Genomic DNA, 17,939 nt, shown 5'->3' on the forward strand with positions numbered 1-17,939 from the left:
CCCCCCCCCCCCCCCCCCCCCCCCCCCCCCCCCCCCCCGCCGCCCGCCCGGGGGCCCCCCCCCCCCCCCCCGGGGGGGGGCCCCCCCCCCCCCCCCCCCCCACGGCATCATCGACGTTGGAGGGAAGACATGAGCACCTCGCACCACGACCATTCCGCGCACGGCCACCCCGCGGCAGCCGGGACCGGGACGCAGACGAGCCACTCCGGACACGCGGACCACACCGCGCACGGAGACCACACGGACCACGCAGGACACACCGGGCACACCGGGCACACCGGACACGAGGGACACGGAGGTCACGGGGGCCATGGCGGTCATGGCGACCACGTCGCCCAGTTCCGGCGGCTGTTCTGGATCATGCTCGTCCTCGCGGTCCCCACCGTGCTGCTCTCGGGCATGTTCGCGATGATCCTCGGCTACCCGCTCCCCGACATCCCGGGCCTGGCATGGGTGTCGCCGGTCCTCGGCACCGTCATGTACGTGTGGGGAGGGAAGCCGTTCCTCACCGGCGCCGTCAGCGAGATCCGTGCGCGCAAGCCCGGGATGATGCTGCTCATCGGTCTCGCGATCACCGTGGCGTTCGTCGCCTCGTGGGGAGCGAGCCTCGGCCTCCTGCACCACGAGCTCGACTTCTGGTGGGAGCTCGCCCTGCTGATCGTCATCATGCTGCTGGGGCACTGGATCGAGATGCGGTCGCTCGCGCAGACCACCTCCGCCCTCGACTCGCTGGCCGCCCTCCTGCCGGACGAGGCGGAGCGCGTCGAGGGCGATCAGGTCGTGCGCGTCTCTCCCTCGGACCTCCGCGTGGGAGACGTCGTGGTGGTGCGCCCCGGCGGCAGCATCCCCGCGGACGGTCGCATCGTCGACGGCCGCGCCTCGATGGACGAGTCCATGGTGACGGGGGAGTCCCGTACGGTCACCCGTGCGACCGGCGACCCCGTGACCGCGGGCACCGTCGCCACCGACTCCGGGCTGCGCGTGGAGATCACCGCGACCGGCGACGACACGACGCTCGCGGGGATCCAGCGGCTCGTCACGGAAGCGCAGAACTCCTCGTCTCGCGCGCAGCGCCTCGCCGACACGGCCGCGGGTTGGCTGTTCTGGTTCGCGTTGGGTGCCGCCGTGATCACCGCCGTCGTGTGGAGCGCCGTCGGTCTGCCGGATGACGCCGTGATCCGCACGATCACCGTCCTCGTGATCGCCTGCCCGCACGCACTGGGACTGGCCATCCCGCTCGTCGTGTCGATCGCGACCGAGCGTGCGGCGCGCGGCGGCGTCCTCGTGAAGGACCGGCTCGCCCTGGAGAGCATGCGCACCGTCGACACCGTGCTGTTCGACAAGACCGGCACCCTGACCAAGGGCGAGCCCGTCGTGTCCGAGGTGTCGGTGGCCGGCGCGAAGACCGCGGACGAGGTGCTGGCGCTCGCCGCGGCCGCCGAGGCCGACAGCGAGCATCCGCTGGCGAAGGCCATCGTGCGCGCTGCGCGCGACAAGGAGCTCCCGGTGCCGGCCAGCCGCGACTTCTCGTCTTCTCCTGCGGTCGGTGTGACCGCGACGGTGGACGGAACTGTGATCCGGGTCGGCGGCCCGCATCTGCTCACGGAGGAGGACGCCCAGGAGCTCCCCGTCGCGGAGGGCTGGCGTGCAGACGGTGCGATCATCCTGCACGTGCTGCGTGACGGCCAGGTCGTCGGGGCGCTCAAGCTCGCGGACGAGGTGCGTCCGGAGTCGCGGGACGCGGTCGATGCGTTGCATGCGCTCGGCGTCCAGGTCGTGATGATCACCGGTGACGCGGAGGCCGTCGCGCACACCGTCGCGGCGGACCTCGGCATCGACCGCGTGTTCGCCGGCGTCCGGCCGGAGGACAAGGCGGCGAAGGTGCAGGAGTTGCAGCGCGAGGGCCGCAAGGTCGCGATGGTGGGAGACGGCGTGAACGATGCGCCCGCCCTCGCCCAGGCCGACGTGGGTCTCGCGATCGGCGCAGGGACCGACGTGGCGATCGCGTCCGCGGGGGTCATCCTCGCGGGCGACGACCCCCGCGCCGTGCTGTCGGTCATCGAGCTGTCCCGTGCCTCCTACCGGAAGATGAAGCAGAACCTCTGGTGGGCGGCGGGGTACAACCTGCTCTCCGTGCCGCTCGCCGCGGGGGTGCTCGCGCCGATCGGCTTCGTGCTGCCGATGTCCGTGGGTGCGGTGCTGATGTCGCTGTCGACGATCGTGGTGGCCCTCAACGCGCAGCTGCTGCGGCGGCTCGACCTCCGTCCGGAGGTCGTCACCGCAGAGATCCTGCAGCGCTGAGCCTCACACGCCGCCGTCTCGGTCCCGGCTCAGTGCCGGCGGCCGAGGCGGCGGAGAGCGCGGACGCTCAGGACCACCGTCAGCACCCACGGCCCGACGACGATGATCGGGTCGAGCCATGTGTGCCGGAGATCGATGCGGCCTCGTCCGAACCGTGATGCGAGCGGACGGTGGCGGGGCTCCGCGAGGACGCCGGTCTGGGTGATCGGATCGTCCGGTCGCCGGGTCACCAGGGAGCGGGCATGCGCCGTCACGGCGTCCACACGGTCTCCCAGCACGAGCAGCAGCCAGCGGGTGTTCTTCGTCTCGCTGAACCGATCGTAGGCCACGCGCCGGATGGCTCCGGACACGCCGTGCAGCGGCTGCGCGGTGCCCCAGACCGGGGGCAGCATGCCGTGTTCGATCGAGCGCTCGCGGCCGCGGTCGGGGCCCTGACGCTCCGGGAGGTCCCAATGGGCGCCGGTGTCGCCGACATCATCCACCTGCTGCCAGGTGCGGCGGTGCTCCGGGGCGAGGTCGGCGCCCCAGCCCGGGATCCGGGCGCGCAGCTCGTCGGGGGTCGGCGCGGGGACGGGTCGAGATCCTTGGTACGGCATGGTCATTCCTCTCCGACGACGATGAGCGGCTTGATGCAGTCGTCGAGCTTGGACGAGAACACGTGGTAGGCCTCGGCGATGTGCTCCAGGGGGAAGCGATGGGTGAGCAGCTCGGACGGACGGATGTGCCCCGCCTGGATGTGTTCGAGCAGTCGCGGCCACTGCCTCTTCACGGGAGCCTGATTGCCGCGCACGGTGAGTCCCTTGTTGACGATGTCCCCGAGACGGACGGAGGTGACCAGCGGCCCGTAAGCCCCGAGGATCGAGACCGTCCCTCCCTTGCGCGCGCTGTCGATGGCCCAGTTCAGGGCGACGGGGGAGCCGCCCTGCAGCTTCAGTTTCGCGCCGGTCACGTGCTGGACGACGCTGCCGTCCGCCTCCGCGCCGACCGCGTCGATCACCACGTCGGCGCCGAGGTAGCCGGTCGCCTTCTTCAGGGCGAGGACGATGTCACCGACCTCATGGAGGTGCATCGTCTCGGCGAAGGCGAACTGCCTGGCCTTCTCGAGCCGGTAGTCCAGGTGGTCGACGACGATGACGCGTCCCGCGCCGAGGAACCAGGCCGAGCGCGCGGCGGCGAGGCCGACGGGACCGGCGCCGAACACGACCACCGTGTCCCCTTCGGCGATGTCACCCTGCTGAGCACCGAAGTAGCCCGTGGAGAACGCGTCTGTGAGCAGCAGCGCATCCTCCGAGGCGAGCCATTCCGGGATCACCGACGGGCCGACATCGGCGAACGGCACACGGACGCGCTCGGCCTGCCCGCCGTCGTACCCGCCTGTCGTGTGCGAGTAGCCGTAGATCCCGCCGACGGCGGTCGCGTTCGGGTTCACGTTGTGGCAGTTCGAGAAGAGGCCGCGACGGCAGAAGTAGCACGACCCGCAGTAGATGTTGAAGGGCACCATCACCCGGTCGCCAGGGCGCAGCGTCTCCACCGAGGAGCCCACCTCCTCCACCACCCCGACGATCTCGTGACCGAAGGTGTGCCCGATGCGGGTGTCGGGCATCATGCCGTGGAAGAGGTGGAGATCCGATCCGCAGACGGCAGCCCTCGTGACCCGCACGATGGCGTCGTTCGGATGCTGGATCGTCGGATCGGGTTTCTCCTCGACCCGGATCTTGTACGGTCCGCGGTAGGTCATCGCCTTCATCGGGTGCTCCTTCGCTGCGTCGGGGTGACCGACGCTAAGCACCGCCTCGAGGATCACTCAGGGCGTTGACGAACGGCGCAGGAGAGCGTAGAGCGGGTGCTCACCTCTCGGGGAGGGCCCCGGTCTCCGCACGCGCACGACGGCTGCGGGCCGCGAGCACCAGGCCACCGAGGACCGCGGCGAGGAGCGAGCCGACGAGGACGCCGATCTTCACGTGATCGTCCGCGACGCTGCTGCTGCCGTACGCGAGTTCGCCCACCAGCAGCGAGACCGTGAACCCGATGCCCGCGAGCAGGGACATGCCCGCGAGATCCGGCCAGCGCAGCGACTCATCGAGGCGCAGGGTCGGCACGCGACTCAACAGGAAGGTCGTGAGCAGGATGCCGATGGGCTTCCCGAGCACGAGCCCCACGATGATCCCGATCGTGATCGGATCGGTCAGCGCCGAGACGAGGCCGTTCATGCCGCCGATCTCGACCCCGGCCGCGAAGAACGCGAACACCGGCACGGCGACGAGGGTCGCGACGATGCCCCAGCGGTCGGCGAAGTGCGCGGCGAGCCCGTCGTACACCGGGGCACCGTCGCCGTCCGTTCCGGTGCGCACCCGCGCGCGGTCCGTCGGGCGCACCGGCACCATGAAGCCGAGCAGCACGCCGGCGACCGTCGCGTGCACCCCCGAGGCGTGCACGAATGCCCACACGGCGAGAGCGAGGGGGAGCAGGATCCACCAGGATCGGATGCCGTTCTGCACGACGAGCGCGAAGCCTGCGAGGGGGAGGAGCGCGAGGATCAGCCAGGGGAAGCTGATGGTCTCGGTGTAGAAGGTGGCGATGATCGTGATGGCGATCAGGTCGTCGATGATCGCGAGGGTCAGCAGGAACACCCGCAGGGCCGGCGGGAGGAAGCGGCCGACCACGGCGAGAACGGCGATCGCGAACGCGATGTCCGTGGCCGTGGGGATCGCCCACCCGCGCAGCACGTCGGCGCCCGAGGTCGCGTTGATCGCGACGAACAGCAGGGCAGGGACGACCACGCCGCCGACCGCGGCGGCGATCGGAAGCGCGGCACGGCGCGGATCACGCAGGCGCCCGGCGACGAACTCCTCCTTCAGTTCCAGACCGACGACGAAGAAGAACACCGCGAGGAGGCCGTCGGCGGCCCAGGCACCGACACTGAGCTCGAGGTGCCACTCCGGGATACCGAAGCGGAAGTCCCTGATCGCCTCGTACCACGGGGCGGCGGGGGAGTTGGCGAGGATCAGGGCGGCGAGCGTGGCGGTCAGCAGCAGACCGCCGCCGAGCACGTCGCTGCGGGCGGTGGAGCGGATGCCGCGCCAGAGCTCATGCGGCGCGAGACGGAAACGGGCAGGGGACGACGATGAAGACACAGGGATACCTCACGGCAGATGGATGGGTGACGCGATGTCGCCGCACCCGTCCGGGTGCGGCCTATCCCTGTGGCGGCGGGCAGCCCGCGATCTCGCCGTGCGAGAGGGTGCCCCAGACGCTCGTCCACCCGTTCGTGCCGGGGTGCAGGACCACGCGCATCCACTCCGTCATCGGCGTCGCGGACGACAGACGGCGCGGAGCGCGCGTCGAACCGGCAATGAGGAGGGAGGGCACGGATCCAGGCTACCGGTCCGTGCGTCGGGGCTGCTGACGGGACCCTGGGCGCACGAGAAGAGGGACCGTCCGTCTGGACGATCCCTCTTGTCTCAAGTGAAGTATCCGATCCAATTGCCCAGGCCTCAGCAAGCAGATCGGTTGGTTCGATTACCCGCGGTCGCCTTCAGCTCATCTAACACGGGCATCGCATCAGACGGGTACCTGCTGCGCGAGCGAACCGCATTCAGGGTGAAATTACGATTTGACGAGCTGATGCGCGCGTTGGTGAGAAACTTCGAACAAGTCGCCTATGTCCCGAAGAGTGATCTCTTGAGCGGCTAGCTGTTTGGCCAACGCTCGAGCTCGCTCATTCGCTTCGCGCTCTTTCCTCTCGGCCTCCGCGCGTTCGATCTTGATGTCTTCGAGGATCTGCGTGACGTGCTCTACAGTCCCGATGCGCTCAGCTTTGACGTGAATTCCGAATGAATCGAGTGGAATATCGAGGGTGACGGCGATGTACTCTTTTGCCATTTGATGCGCTTCCTTGATCGTGCGGGCTTGCGTGAGCCCATCGATCTCGGGGATGGCGACCATCCACCATTTTCCCTCACGGCTGACGATGACCTCATAGCTCTTCACTTGGTGGCCTCCTCAATTGCCTTGTTGATCTGGCGAACAACGCCGGGAGAGATCGTCTTGTGCCCGTCCGGGACGCTGATGCTGGTGTTTTCCTTTGCCCAGACGGTGTGCGACCCAACCGTTCGGACCGCGGTGAACCCGGCGGCCCGTAGTGCCTTGACCATCTTCCGGGTGGGTTGCTCGCTGACCATGAGTATAGTCTACCCAGGGTAGACAGTGGCATCAAGGGAGCCTAGACAGGCGATGGGTGGCTGCGGTTTCTTCGGCCACCCGCTCAGCCCTCTCTTGAACGCGCGCGAAGAATACGCCTGGAGTCACCCCGAGAACCTCGAGCAGATCAAAGACAGTCTGCACTCGAATCGGCCTCCCGCCAGTGACCGCCCTGAACAGAGTGGTGTAGTCGACGCCAAGTTCCGCAGCGACGTTTCGGATACTGCGCCCGGCTCCCGCGATCTCGGCCCTTAGCTGCACAGTGGTCGCGGCGGCGTAGTTGATCCCCATGCTCGCATCGTAAATGCCGCTCAATTGCGTGTCATCTAGAGAAGCGGATGCCTGACGCCACAGCGATCATCGGAACCGTGACGCCCGGTACTCGCAGTCGAAACCGAGACCCGAAGCGCCCCAACCGACACCCACCCCATCCGCGGCCCAACGCCACATCAGTGAAGTCCGCTACTGGACGCTCCTCCACCGCCGGGCGATCCATTCAAGGAATCGAAGCTGGCCCGGTGACGGCGCGGATGGTGAGAGAGCGGATCGGCAAAACGGTTCCGCGGACGGCTGAAACGTGCCGCCTGAGCGCGAAACGCCGATAAAAACGTGGCCACCTCGAAAATCGAGGTGGCCACAGTTTTGGCTACTGCGAGCCGGGGTTTCCCCAGCTCTCCCAGTGTTTTCTAGTGCCCCCGACAGGAGTCGAACCTGCGACCTACGGTACCGGAAACCGGCGCTCTATCCACTGAGCTACGGAGGCGTACCGATCGACAATATCACTCGTCGGGGGTGGTCTCCGACCCACCGGCCTCGGTGACCGGCGCGGCGCGCAGTTCGTCGAGCGCTGCGGCCAGCTTCTCCGCCAGGTAGCGGTGGCCGTCGGTGGACGGATGCTTGCGCCCGACCTCCACGTCGATGACGGCGAGATAGTTCTCGTCGGTGATCCAGTCCCGCTCGATCGGGGAGATGTACCACCAGCCGCGGGCCGAGGCGAGAGCCGCGAGGTCCCGATCGATCCGTGCCGTCTGCGCCCCGACCGGGAGCTCGTGCGGCGCGGGCCCGAGCACGACGATCGCCGCCTCCGGGTAGCGCGCCGTCAGCGCGTCCCATGCGGCGGTCACGGCGTCGCGATAGCCGGCCTCGCCCTGCGCCCGGTCGTTGATGGAGCCCTGGATGATGACGAGATCCGGGTCGAGGGCCGGGTCCAGTGCCGCGATGCGCTCGCCGAAGGTGGGGCCGTCGATGCCGGGCTTGAGGTAGCCGCTGCCCCGGACGCCGTCCACGATGGTCGTGCCGCGCAGGAGGTCGGCGAGCACGTACGCATACCCCAGGGTGGGGTCGGAGGCGGCCGAGCCGTAGGTCCAGGAATCACCGAAGACGAGGACGGTCGGCTCCTCCGGGAGCGCGAGCGGCGCGGGAGCGATCACCGCGATGGATTCGTCTCCGGCTGCCGCGCCGACGGGGAGGGACGACGGCGCCGGAACCCAGGGGCGCCAGACTCCGAGGACCCCCGCGGCGACGGCGACGAGAAGAGCGGTGGCGACGCCCGCGATGCGCAGTCGACGAGAGGCGGCGGGGGCGTTCATGGCATGAGAGTAGATCACGGAACGCGGAACGCAAACTCTTCGCGACGAGGGGCGGCGGAGAGGGGCGGCGCGCCCCCGTAAACTGGGGAGTCTATGAATCCTGAAACGCTCGCCCACGCCCTCCTCGCCGTCCTCGCCCCCATCGCCGAGGAACGACGTCCGGGCGAGCCGTTCGACCTCTCCGCCGCCGACATCGTGCTGGAGCGCCCGCGTAACCGCGACCACGGCGACTGGGCCTCGAACATCGCCATGCGCCTGGCCAAGCCCTTCGGCACGAACCCGCGTGAACTCGCCCAGCAGATCGCCGGCGGACTGGCCGATGTGGACGGTATCGCGAGCGTGGAGGTCGCCGGTCCGGGCTTCCTCAACATCCGTCTCGACGCCGCCGCCGCCGGTGCGCTCGCGAAGGTCATCGTCGACGCCGGTCCCGCCTACGGGACGAACTCCTCGCAGGAGGGAGTCAGCGTGAACGTCGAGTTCGTCTCGGCCAACCCCACCGGTCCTCTCCACATCGCGCACACGCGCTGGGCCGCCCTCGGCGACGCGATCGTGCGCCTGCTCCTCGCGAGCGGCGCCCGCGCGGTCCGTGAGTACTACATCAACGACGCGGGCGTGCAGATGGACCGCTTCGCCGCGTCCGTGCTGGCCGCGGCCAAGGGGGAGCCCACGCCGGAGGGCGGCTACCCGGGGCAGTACATCGCGACGCTCGCCGGTCGCGTGCTCGAAGCGCGTCCCGACCTGCTCGATCTCCCGGAGGAGGAGCAGCTCACGGTCGCCCGCGAGCTCGGCTACGAGTACCAGCTCGCGGAGATCAAGAACTCGCTCGAGCGCTTCAACGTGCCGTTCGACGTGTGGTTCTCCGAGCGCACCCTCCACGCGAAGGACGCCTCGGGATCGAGCCTGATCGACCAAGCCGTCGACCGTCTGCGCGAGCAGGGCCATGTGTTCGACGAGGACGGCGCCGTATGGGTGCGCACGACGGACTTCGGCGACGACAAGGACCGCGTGATCCGCCGCTCGAACGGCGAGTACACGTACTTCGCCGCCGACGCCGCCTACTACCTGAACAAGGGCGACCGTGGCTTCCGCGACAAGATCTACCTGCTGGGCGCCGACCACCACGGCTACGTGCACCGCCTCAAGGCGGTTGCGGGGGCGGCGGGGGACGACCCCGCGAAGAACATCCAGGTGCTGATCGGCCAGATGGTCTCGATCAACGGCGCCCGCCTCAGCAAGCGTGCCGGCAACATCATCGAGATGGACGACCTGCTCGACTGGCTCGGCACGGACGCGCTGCGCTACTCGCTGGAGCGCTCGCCCGCCGACTCGCCGCTCGACCTCGACCCGGAGCTGCTGCAGAAGCGCACGAACGACAACCCGGTGTTCTACGTGCAGTACGCACACGCCCGTACCCACAACGTCGCGCGCAATGCCGCCGACTCCGGCGTCGACCGCTCCGTCTTCGCCCCGGAGACGCTCACGCACGAGACCGAGGCGGCGCTGCTGGGCGCGCTCCAGGAGTTCCCCCGCATCGTGGCGTTCGCGGCCGAGGTGCGCGAGCCGCACCGCGTCGCGCGCTATCTGGAGGAGCTCGCCGGCCTGTACCACCGCTGGTACGACAACTGCCGGGTGATCCCGCTGAGCGACGCCCCGGTGGAGGACGTGCACCGCACGCGCCTGTGGCTGAACGATGCCGCCGGCCAGGTCTTCCGCAACGGACTCGACCTGCTCGGCGTGTCCGCGCCCGAGCGCATGTAGGAGCGCCATGAGCGACGACAACCACACCCTCCCGTATCCGAAGCCCTCGGACGAGCACCCGACGCTCGTGGTCCCGGACGCGGCGGACGGTCGGGGCGGTGCCGGACGTCGTCGCCGGCGGTGGCCGTGGGTCGTGCTCATCGTCGTGGTCGTGCTCGCCGCCCTCGTGGTCGCGGCCGAGTTCGTCGCCCGTGCGGTGCTGCCCGGTGTCGTCCGATCGATCGTCATCGAGCAGCTCGACCTCCCTGCCGACCAGCAGCTGGACGTCGAGACCGAGGGGATCCTCCTCCCACAGCTCCTCGCCGGTCGTCTCGACACCCTGCGCCTGTCGACGGAGGCCGTCACGCTGCAGGGCATCACCGGTGCCGCCGACGTCACGGCGACGGGCGTTCCGCTGCGGGGCGGCGACCTCGACGGCGCGGACGGCACCATCCGCATCGACCAGGAGCAGTTCACCGCTCTGCTCGCCGACTCGGAACTCCCTGTCGACACCGTGGAGTTCGTGGCACCGAACGCGACCCTCGGCGGCTCGTTCGACGTGCTCGGCACCGCGGTGCCGGTATCCGTGACCCTGACCCCCGGGGCTGTCGAGGGCGACCTCGAACTCACCCCGGTGGCGGCGAGCATCGGCGGCGTCGACATCGATCTCGATCGTGTGGGCTCGTCGTTCGGCTCCCTCGGCGAGGGGATCACCGAACCGCGGCGCGTCTGCATCGCGGACCAGCTGCCGGCCGGCCTCACCCTGACGGGAATCGAGATCGTCGACGACCAGGCCGTGATCGACATCGACGTGGACGGGGCGATCGTCACGGACGAGACGCTCCAGGAGAAGGATACCTGCGACCGCTGAGCGGTCACGCACCGGTCAGGTGGCCAGGCGCTCCTCCAGACGCGCGGCGAGCTCCGCCGGCCGTTGCAGGGGGATGCCGTGTCCGCACCCCTCGGCGACCTCGAGGGTGCTGCGGGGATGCACCCGGTCCAGCAGCGCGGCGGAGCGGCGCATCATCGGCTTCTCCTCCGCACCGACCAGGATCAGGGCGGTGCCGGGATGCGCGCGCCACGCGGGCGGAGGCGTGAAACGGAGGTTCTCCTCTACCGCGCGCAGCAGGGTCGTGCGCGAGATGGCCGCGGAGGTCTCCAGATAGCGGGGGAGCAGCGCGTCGGGAATGAACAGCTCGCGGGCCTGAAGGCGGGCGAAGCGCTCGTTCCTGGCGAGCCCTGCCGTGAGGCGGAGCAGCGCGAGGGTCGGGCCGACGGCGCGCAGCGGTTCCGCCTGAGCGCTGATGACCACGGCGTCGGCGACGAGGTCCGGTCGTCGTGCCGCGAGCAGGACGGCGAGCTGGGCGCCGAGGGAGAACCCGACGACGGTCGCCGGTTGCGTCTCCTGCTCCAGCAGCGGGACGAGCGCCGCGACCGTCTCCTCGTGCGACACGTAGTCCGCTGTCGCGCTGCCACCGTGTCCCGGAAGATCCGGGAGGATGACCCGCCGTGCGGGGTCGAGGTGACTGCGCAGCGGCTCCCACATCCAGCCGGCGACCCCGCCCCCGTGCAGCAGGAGGAGGGGAGGGGTTCCTGCGGAGCCTGTCGTCTCGTGATGCATGTCACTCCGTCTCGAAGCTCGCGGCCATGCGGCCGACCGTGTCGATGGCGCTCTCCAGCGTCGCGCGATCGAGGGGCCCCAGGGTGCGGGCCGCGGAGAGCAGGCCGAGCGTGGCACTGGACAACGCGAGAGCCAGGGCCTCGGGCTCCACGTCCGGCACGATCCGGCCCTGCTCCTGCAGCTCACGGATCCCGGCGACGACCTGTTCGTGACGCATCCGGTACCGGGCGGGTGGCTGCGCGGCGACGTGCGCACCGAGCACTCCCGCGTCGTCGAGGAACGCGGCCGTCATGAGCTCGTCGCCGAGCAGGGCAGCAGCTGTGGCGCGGTAGAGGGCACTGAGCGAGGGCTGCGGTCCTGCGGTACGGGCGACCGCATCGGCGATCCGAGACGTGCCGCGCTGGAGCAGCGCGTCGAGGATGTCGCGCTTCGCCGCGAACTCCAGGTAGACCGCGCCCTTGCCGATGCCGGCCGCGCGTGCGATCGCGGCGACGCTCATGGCATCGAACCCGTGGGTCAGCACCATCCGCTCCGCGGCATCGAGGATGCGAGCGCGCCGGTCGGGCACGAGCGGCCTAGGCATCGGAGCCTCGGGCGAACCAGTCCCGGAGGGCGGGGATCACGAGGTCGGGGCGGTCGCGTTGCACCCAGTGTCCGGCTCCCGGTGCCACCAGGAGCCGGCCGGCCGGCAGCGCGTCCGCCGCCTCCTCGATCCTCCGAAGAGGCACGCCGGAATCCCGGTCGCCGTGCACGAGCAGGACGGGGACCCGGATCTCGGCGAGCCGGTCGCGGTAGTCGGTGCGGAGTCGCAGCGGTCGCACCTGATCCCGCTGCCAGTCGCCGAACGTCGTGAGACCCGATCCGGTCGCTGCCTCGGCGAGCACCGCATCGACGAGAGCCGGGTTGCGGGCGTCCGGGGAGTGCACGAGATCCTGGAGGCCGCGCATCATCGCCTTACGGTCGCGCGCGTAGGCGCGTGTCATGGCGCCGAGCAGCCCCGAACGCAGGAGCAGGAATGTCGACAGGTGCGAGAGGGCACCGAGGCGTCCGTCCGTCAGCCGTGGCATCAGCCCGTAGCTGCCGAGGAGGGCGGCGGAGAGCGCAGCGTCCGGGCGGTCGAGGAGGTGGCCCAACGCCAACCCGGCACCCAGGGAGAGTCCGCCGACGACGTAGGCCTGCAGGTCGAGGGCATCGACGAGGTCGCCGACGTACTGCACCAGGCGCTCCTGCGTCAGCGGCGCTTCGAGGCGCGGACTGCGCCCGAACCCGGGGTGGTCCGGTGCCACGACGCGGTGTCCGGCGGCCGCCAACGCCGGTCCGACCTCGCCCCAGGAGAGTTCTGCACTGTCGGCGCCGCCGCCGTGCAGAAGGAGCGCGGGCGGCTGCGTCTCCGCCGCGGGGCACCATTCCGCGACCGACACCCGCGCGCCGGGAACGGTCACGGTGTGCCGTCGTGGTGCGGACATGCGTCCCCTCTCGTTGTGACCACCATATCGACTGCGGTCACAACGAGGATGGTCAGTCTTTCTCGGCCGCCTTCTCGGCGGTGCCGTTCTCCTCGGCCGCCGCACGCTGGGCGTCACGCAGCTCGGCTGTGGCGATCTTGACGTCCACCTCGGCGCGCTGCAGTCGCCGCTGGACGAACGTCCGTGCGCCGAACCGTTCGTGCAGGCGGTCACCGCGCTCCTCCTCGGCCGTGACGATGTAGGCGCACGAGACGAGGATGACCTGGGTGGACAGCTGGAGCCAGATCAGCAGCGCGAGGAGCGAGGCGAACGAGGCGAGCAGGGGGTTGCTCGTCGCACCGCCGACGAAGAGCCCGGAGAGCTGCTGCAGCACGATCAGACCGAAGGCGCCGAGGAAGGCGCCGCTCCACAACGACCGCGCAGCGGGTCGGACGCCGGACAGCAGGAGGAAGGCCCCCACGATCAGAGCCGCGTCGAGGATGACCACCACGAGGAGCGACAGGATCCGGACCGTCCAGGCGAGCAGAGGCGAATCCGACGGCACCCCGAGCAGGTCGCCGATCCAGGTCACCCCGAGCTGTCCGATGAAGGTGATCCCGGCGGCGAGCACGAACGCGAGGCCGATGCCGATGCCAAGAAGCAGGTTGCGGACGATGACCCAGATCCACAGGATGTCCGCCTGGATCGTGCCGGCGATGGTCCGGATGGCCGTGCGGAGCGAGCCGATGGCGCCGAGCGCGGCACCGATCAGCGCGACGAGGGAGATGATGCCGGCGATCGAGAACGACGCCGGAGTCCGGAGGTCCTTCGTATCGATGACACCGCCCTCACCGATGAGCCCGGGGACCGCGGACTGCACGGCGTCGATGATCGCGCGCCAGGCCTCCGGGTTTCCGGAGAGCCAGAGGGCCGCGAGCGAGAAGCCGAGGAGCACGCCGGCGAAGACGCTGAACAGGGCCCGGTAGGTCACGCTGTCGGCGAGCATCGGACCGCGGCGCTCGGAGTACAGCAGCACCGCCCTGACCGGGCGCCGGGCCAGGGCCCAAGCGATCACCGGTCCCGTGATGCGGGCGACGAGTCCCGGTCGGGCCGGGGCTGCGGAACGGTTCTCGGAGTCTCGCGTGTCGGTGTCTGCCACGCCCCCACCCTATGAGCCGCTCGGCACCCCTCCCCAGGGGGTTGACGCGGCGTGTCACCATGACCAGGCGGGGACAGGGGGTGCCCTAGAATCGGGGCAACTCGATGTGCGCCTCCGCCCGAGATCCGTCCCACGATTGGTGTTCCGTGCTCGACTCTGCCGCCACGCTCGCTCCGGATTGGCTCGTCGTCCCCGACGACCCGAACGATCTCGCGGTCGGGGTCTGGCCGTCCTCCACGGAGCGCGACGAGGACGGAGCCCTCGTGCTGGCGGGTGTGACGGCGCCGGAGCTCGTCCGGGCCTACGGCACGCCGCTCCTCGTGCTCGACGAAGACGAGGTGCGCCGCCGCGCCAGGGCCTTCCGCGACGCTTTCGACCGCGCCGCCTCCGCCCACGGCACGACCGCGCAGGTGTACTACGCGGGCAAGGCGTTCCTGTGCACGACGGTCGCCCGGTGGGTCGTCGACGAGGGGCTCCGCATCGACGTGTGCACCGGCGGCGAGCTCGAAGTCGCCCTCGCCGCGGGGGTCGCTCCGGCCTCGCTCGGCTTCCACGGCAACAACAAGTCGGTCGCCGAGCTCGAGCGCGCGGTCGCCCTCGGCGTGGGGACGATCGTCGTCGACAGCGCGATCGAGATCGAGCGCCTGGCCGCCATCACCGCCCGCACCGACGCCGTGCAGCGCGTCATGGTCCGGGTCATCAGCGGCGTCCACGCCGAGACCCACGACTTCCTCGCCACGGCGCACGAGGACCAGAAGTTCGGCTTCCCGCTCGCCGAGGCGGAGGTCGCCGTGGCACGGATCCGCGAGATCCCCGGGTTGGAGTTCGCCGGACTGCACTGCCACATCGGCTCCCAGATCTTCGGCGTGGCCGGCTTCCGCGAGTCCGCCTCCCGCGTGCTCGAACTGCACGCCGCCCTCCTCGAGGACGGCCCCGTGCCGCAGCTGAACCTCGGCGGCGGGTTCGGCATCGCCTACACCCGCATCGACGACCCCACCCCCATCGACGAGCTCGCCGGCGGCATCGTCGCGGCGGTGGCCGAGGGCTGCGCGGCGCGCGGCATCCCCGTGCCGGCGCTGTCGTTCGAGCCCGGGCGTGCGATCGTCGGCACTGCGGGCGTGACGCTCTACGAGGTCGGCACGACGAAGGACGTCACGGTCGCCTCGGGGGCGACCCGGCGTTACGTCAGCGTCGACGGCGGGATGAGTGACAACGCCCGCACGGCTCTCTACGGCGCCAGCTACTCCGCCCGCCTGGCCTCGCGCGCGGGCACGGGCGACCCGCAGTTGAGCCGGGTGGTCGGCAAGCACTGCGAGTCCGGCGACATCGTCGTCGATCACGAATATCTGCCCGGCGACGTCACCCCGGGGGACCTGCTCGCGGTGCCCGCGACGGGCGCGTACTGCGCCTCTCTCGCGAGCAACTACAACCACGTCCCGCGGCCGCCGATCGTGGCGGTGCGCGAGGGTCGCTCGCGGGTGATCGTCCGCGGCGAGACCGTCCACGACCTGCTGGCCCGCGACGCGGGCATCGACGGGGCGCACGCCCCCGAGGGAGCACGATGACCCACCCCAGAAGGAGCACCCATGACTGACTACAGACGACTTCGCGTGGCGCTGCTGGGCGCCGGAGCCGTCGGCTCCCAGGTGGCGGCCCTCCTGCTCCGCCACGGCGACGAGCTGGCCGACCGCGCGGGTGCCGCGCTGGAGCTGGCGGGCATCGCGGTGCGCAACCTCGACGCGCCCCGCGACGTCGAGCTGCCGAAGGAGCTCTTCACGACCGATGCCGAGTCGCTCATCCTCGGCGCCGACATCGTGATCGAGCTGATCGGCGGGATCGAGCCCGCCCGCACCAACATCCTCCAGGCCATCGGCTCCGGCGCCGACGTGGTCACCGCCAACAAGGCGCTGCTGGCGACCCACGGGCCGGAGCTGTTCGAGGCCGCGGATCGCGTCGGCGCGTCGGTGTACTACGAGGCGGCGGCCGCCGGCGCCATCCCGATCATCCGTCCGCTGCGCGACTCGCTCGCCGGCGACCGCGTCGTGCGCATCATGGGCATCGTCAACGGCACCACGAACTACATCCTCGACCGGATGGACACCGAGGGCGCCGACTTCGCCGACGTGCTCGCCGACGCGCAGCGCCTGGGGTATGCGGAGGCCGACCCCACCGCCGACGTCGAGGGCTACGACGCCGCGCAGAAGGCCGCGATCCTCGCCAGCCTCGCCTTCCACACCGCGGTGCCGCTGGAGGCGGTGCATCGCGAGGGCATCACCTCGATCACCGCGTCGATGATCGAGGAGGCCCGCGCGGCCGGCTTCGTCATCAAGCTGCTCGCCGTCTGCGAGCGGATCGAGGCGAACGGCGCCGAGTCCATCTCGGTGCGGGTCTACCCGGCACTCGTCCCCGTGTCCCACCCGCTCGCCTCCGTGCACGGTGCCAACAACGCCGTCTTCGTCGAGGCGGAGGCCGCCGGCTCTCTCATGTTCTACGGGGCGGGCGCCGGCGGCGTGCAGACGGCCTCGGCCGTCCTCGGCGACGTCGTCTCCGCTGCGCGTCGGCATATCGCGGGCGGCGTCGGCGTGGGCGAGTCCACCCGGGCGAATCTCCCCGTCGTGCCCATCGGCCACGTCACCACGCGGTACCAGATCACCCTCGAGGTCTCCGACGCCCCCGGCGTGCTCGCGACCGTGGCGGGCATCCTCAGCGACGGCGGAGTGTCCGTCGCGACCGTCGTCCAGACCGTCGAGGGCGAGGACGAGCCGACCGCTCGCCTCATCATCGGCACGCACCGTGCGACCGAGCAGGCCCTCAGCGACACGGTGGACGTGCTGGGCGACAGCGACGTCGTCGCCCGTGTGGTGTCCGTCCTCCGGGTGGAAGGCGAGTGACCACGGTGACGGCTACGGCTCCCGCTCGCGAGGAGCACGGCGCCCGCATCGGCCGCACGGTCGAGGTGACGGTGCCGGCGACGAGCGCCAACCTCGGCCCCGGCTTCGACACGCTCGGCCTGGCGCTGAGCATCTACGACCGTCTCGAGGTGACCGCTCTGCCGGAGGGGGAGCTCGAGATCGAGGTCTCCGGTTCGGGCGCCGCCGACATCCCCCGGGATGCGTCCAACCTCATCGTCCGGACGATCGCCTACGTCTTCGCGGACGTCGGCAGGCCGATGCCCGGCCTGCGCATCGTGGCCGAGAACGCGGTCCCGCACGGCCGCGGCCTGGGGTCCTCCGGTGCGGCCGTCGCTGCCGGCGTGCTCGCGGCGAAGGGGCTGCTGGCCGGCGACGTCGACCTCTCCGACACCGATCTGCTGCGCCTCGCGACCGAGCTCGAGGGCCACCCGGACAACGTGGCGCCCGCGCTGTTCGGCGGGCTCACGATCGCGTGGATGGGGGAGCGGGGTCCGCAGCACAAGAAGCTCCTCGTGCATCGGGGCGTCTCGCCCCTGGTCCTCGTCCCCGCGTACACGATGTCGACCTCGCAGGCCCGCTCGCTGCAGCCGCCGCACGTCTCCACGGCCGACGCCGTGTTCAACGTGTCCCGGTCGGCTCTGCTCATCGCGGCGCTGATGCAGAGCCCGGAGCTGCTGCTGGACGCGACCGCCGACCGCCTGCACCAGGACTACCGCGCCGGCGCCATGCCCGAGACGCAGCGCCTCGTGCAGGCGCTGCGGGCCGCCGGATTCGCCGCCGTCGTCTCCGGCGCCGGCCCCAGTGTGCTCGTCCTCGCGGACGGTCCGGGCAGTCGCCTGGACGCCGTCGAGGTGGCCAATCGGGTGACCGACACCCCGTGGGAGGCGCTCCTGCTCGCCGTCGACGTCCGTGGTGGTACAGTGGGGGATCGAGCGGAGGGCTCCACGTAGCATTCGTGAATCTGGCCCCATTGCA

The 17,939-nt window shown here is 70.5% G+C and carries 18 protein-coding genes and 1 tRNA gene; 6 read left to right on the forward strand and 13 right to left on the reverse strand.

Annotated features, from left to right (window positions below):
• The first annotated feature begins 129 nt into the window (after positions 1-129).
• Positions 130-2,301: a heavy metal translocating P-type ATPase gene (locus M4D53_RS15745; RefSeq protein ID WP_259954966.1), complete on the forward strand. Its 2,172-nt coding sequence runs from the start codon at positions 130-132 to the stop codon at positions 2,299-2,301.
• 29 nt (positions 2,302-2,330) lie between these two features.
• Here the strand turns inward: M4D53_RS15745 and M4D53_RS15750 are convergent, their stop codons facing one another.
• The 9 genes from M4D53_RS15750 to M4D53_RS15790 form a co-directional block, all read right to left on the reverse strand.
• Positions 2,331-2,897: a hypothetical protein gene (locus tag M4D53_RS15750; protein ID WP_259954967.1), complete on the reverse strand. Its 567-nt coding sequence runs from the start codon at positions 2,895-2,897 to the stop codon at positions 2,331-2,333.
• 2 nt (positions 2,898-2,899) lie between these two features.
• Positions 2,900-4,048 carry a zinc-dependent alcohol dehydrogenase gene (locus M4D53_RS15755; protein WP_187663795.1) on the reverse strand — a complete coding sequence of 383 codons (1,149 nt, stop codon included), beginning with the start codon at positions 4,046-4,048 and terminating at the stop codon, positions 2,900-2,902.
• A gap of 100 nt (positions 4,049-4,148) precedes the next feature.
• Positions 4,149-5,435 (reverse strand): Na+/H+ antiporter NhaA, encoded by a 1,287-nt coding sequence (nhaA, locus tag M4D53_RS15760; RefSeq protein ID WP_259954968.1) that lies wholly within the window; start codon positions 5,433-5,435, stop codon positions 4,149-4,151.
• Positions 5,436-5,496: 61 nt separating this feature from the next.
• On the reverse strand, positions 5,497-5,670 hold the full coding sequence (locus tag M4D53_RS15765; RefSeq protein ID WP_164498170.1) for a hypothetical protein: 174 nt from the start codon (positions 5,668-5,670) through the stop codon (positions 5,497-5,499).
• Between the two features lie 237 nt (positions 5,671-5,907).
• The gene (locus M4D53_RS15770) at positions 5,908-6,291 is read right to left on the reverse strand and encodes a HicB family toxin-antitoxin system (RefSeq protein WP_187663797.1); all 384 of its coding nucleotides are present in this window, start codon (positions 6,289-6,291) and stop codon (positions 5,908-5,910) included.
• Complete coding sequence (locus M4D53_RS15775; RefSeq protein ID WP_187663798.1) at positions 6,288-6,482, reverse strand: type II toxin-antitoxin system HicA family toxin; 195 nt, start codon at positions 6,480-6,482, stop codon at positions 6,288-6,290. Before M4D53_RS15775 ends, M4D53_RS15770 begins: the two co-directional genes overlap by 4 nt.
• Positions 6,483-6,513: 31 nt before the next feature.
• On the reverse strand, positions 6,514-6,792 hold the full coding sequence (locus M4D53_RS15780; protein ID WP_187663799.1) for a helix-turn-helix domain-containing protein: 279 nt from the start codon (positions 6,790-6,792) through the stop codon (positions 6,514-6,516).
• A 399-nt stretch (positions 6,793-7,191) separates the two neighbouring features.
• Positions 7,192-7,264 (reverse strand) — tRNA-Arg (locus M4D53_RS15785).
• A 16-nt stretch (positions 7,265-7,280) separates the two neighbouring features.
• Entirely contained in the window at positions 7,281-8,090 is an 810-nt protein-coding gene (locus M4D53_RS15790) for an SGNH/GDSL hydrolase family protein (protein WP_187663800.1), read from the reverse strand.
• A 93-nt stretch (positions 8,091-8,183) separates the two neighbouring features.
• Here M4D53_RS15790 and argS point away from each other — a divergent pair, with 93 nt between their 5' ends.
• On the forward strand, positions 8,184-9,848 hold the full coding sequence (argS, locus tag M4D53_RS15795; protein WP_187663801.1) for an arginine--tRNA ligase: 1,665 nt from the start codon (positions 8,184-8,186) through the stop codon (positions 9,846-9,848).
• Between the two features lie 7 nt (positions 9,849-9,855).
• Complete coding sequence (locus M4D53_RS15800) at positions 9,856-10,698, forward strand: LmeA family phospholipid-binding protein (RefSeq protein WP_259954970.1); 843 nt, start codon at positions 9,856-9,858, stop codon at positions 10,696-10,698.
• A 15-nt stretch (positions 10,699-10,713) separates the two neighbouring features.
• Here the strand turns inward: M4D53_RS15800 and M4D53_RS15805 are convergent, their stop codons facing one another.
• The 4 genes from M4D53_RS15805 to M4D53_RS15820 are packed head-to-tail and all read right to left on the reverse strand — an operon-like array spanning position 10,714 to position 14,052.
• Positions 10,714-11,448 carry an alpha/beta fold hydrolase gene (locus tag M4D53_RS15805; RefSeq protein ID WP_187663803.1) on the reverse strand — a complete coding sequence of 245 codons (735 nt, stop codon included), beginning with the start codon at positions 11,446-11,448 and terminating at the stop codon, positions 10,714-10,716.
• Between the two features lies 1 nt (position 11,449).
• Entirely contained in the window at positions 11,450-12,031 is a 582-nt protein-coding gene (locus tag M4D53_RS15810) for a TetR/AcrR family transcriptional regulator (protein ID WP_259954972.1), read from the reverse strand.
• Positions 12,024-12,914: an alpha/beta fold hydrolase gene (locus M4D53_RS15815; RefSeq protein ID WP_259954974.1), complete on the reverse strand. Its 891-nt coding sequence runs from the start codon at positions 12,912-12,914 to the stop codon at positions 12,024-12,026. Before M4D53_RS15815 ends, M4D53_RS15810 begins: the two co-directional genes overlap by 8 nt.
• Positions 12,915-12,966: 52 nt before the next feature.
• On the reverse strand, positions 12,967-14,052 hold the full coding sequence (locus tag M4D53_RS15820) for a YihY/virulence factor BrkB family protein (RefSeq protein ID WP_259954976.1): 1,086 nt from the start codon (positions 14,050-14,052) through the stop codon (positions 12,967-12,969).
• Between the two features lie 146 nt (positions 14,053-14,198).
• Between M4D53_RS15820 and lysA the strand changes: the two genes are divergently transcribed.
• Genes lysA through thrB form a run of 3 tightly spaced genes read left to right on the forward strand, consistent with a single transcriptional unit; the run spans position 14,199 to position 17,914 of the window.
• A complete protein-coding gene (lysA, locus tag M4D53_RS15825) occupies positions 14,199-15,617 on the forward strand; it encodes a diaminopimelate decarboxylase (RefSeq protein ID WP_259954977.1) in 1,419 nt (472 codons plus the stop codon).
• A gap of 21 nt (positions 15,618-15,638) precedes the next feature.
• Positions 15,639-16,943, forward strand: a complete 1,305-nt coding sequence (locus M4D53_RS15830; RefSeq protein ID WP_259954979.1) for a homoserine dehydrogenase — start codon at positions 15,639-15,641, stop codon at positions 16,941-16,943.
• 5 nt (positions 16,944-16,948) lie between these two features.
• Positions 16,949-17,914 carry a homoserine kinase gene (thrB, locus tag M4D53_RS15835; RefSeq protein WP_259954996.1) on the forward strand — a complete coding sequence of 322 codons (966 nt, stop codon included), beginning with the start codon at positions 16,949-16,951 and terminating at the stop codon, positions 17,912-17,914.
• The last annotated feature ends 25 nt before the right edge of the window (positions 17,915-17,939 follow it).

This window comes from Microbacterium meiriae (assembly GCF_025143875.1).
GTDB lineage: Bacteria > Actinomycetota > Actinomycetes > Actinomycetales > Microbacteriaceae > Microbacterium > Microbacterium meiriae.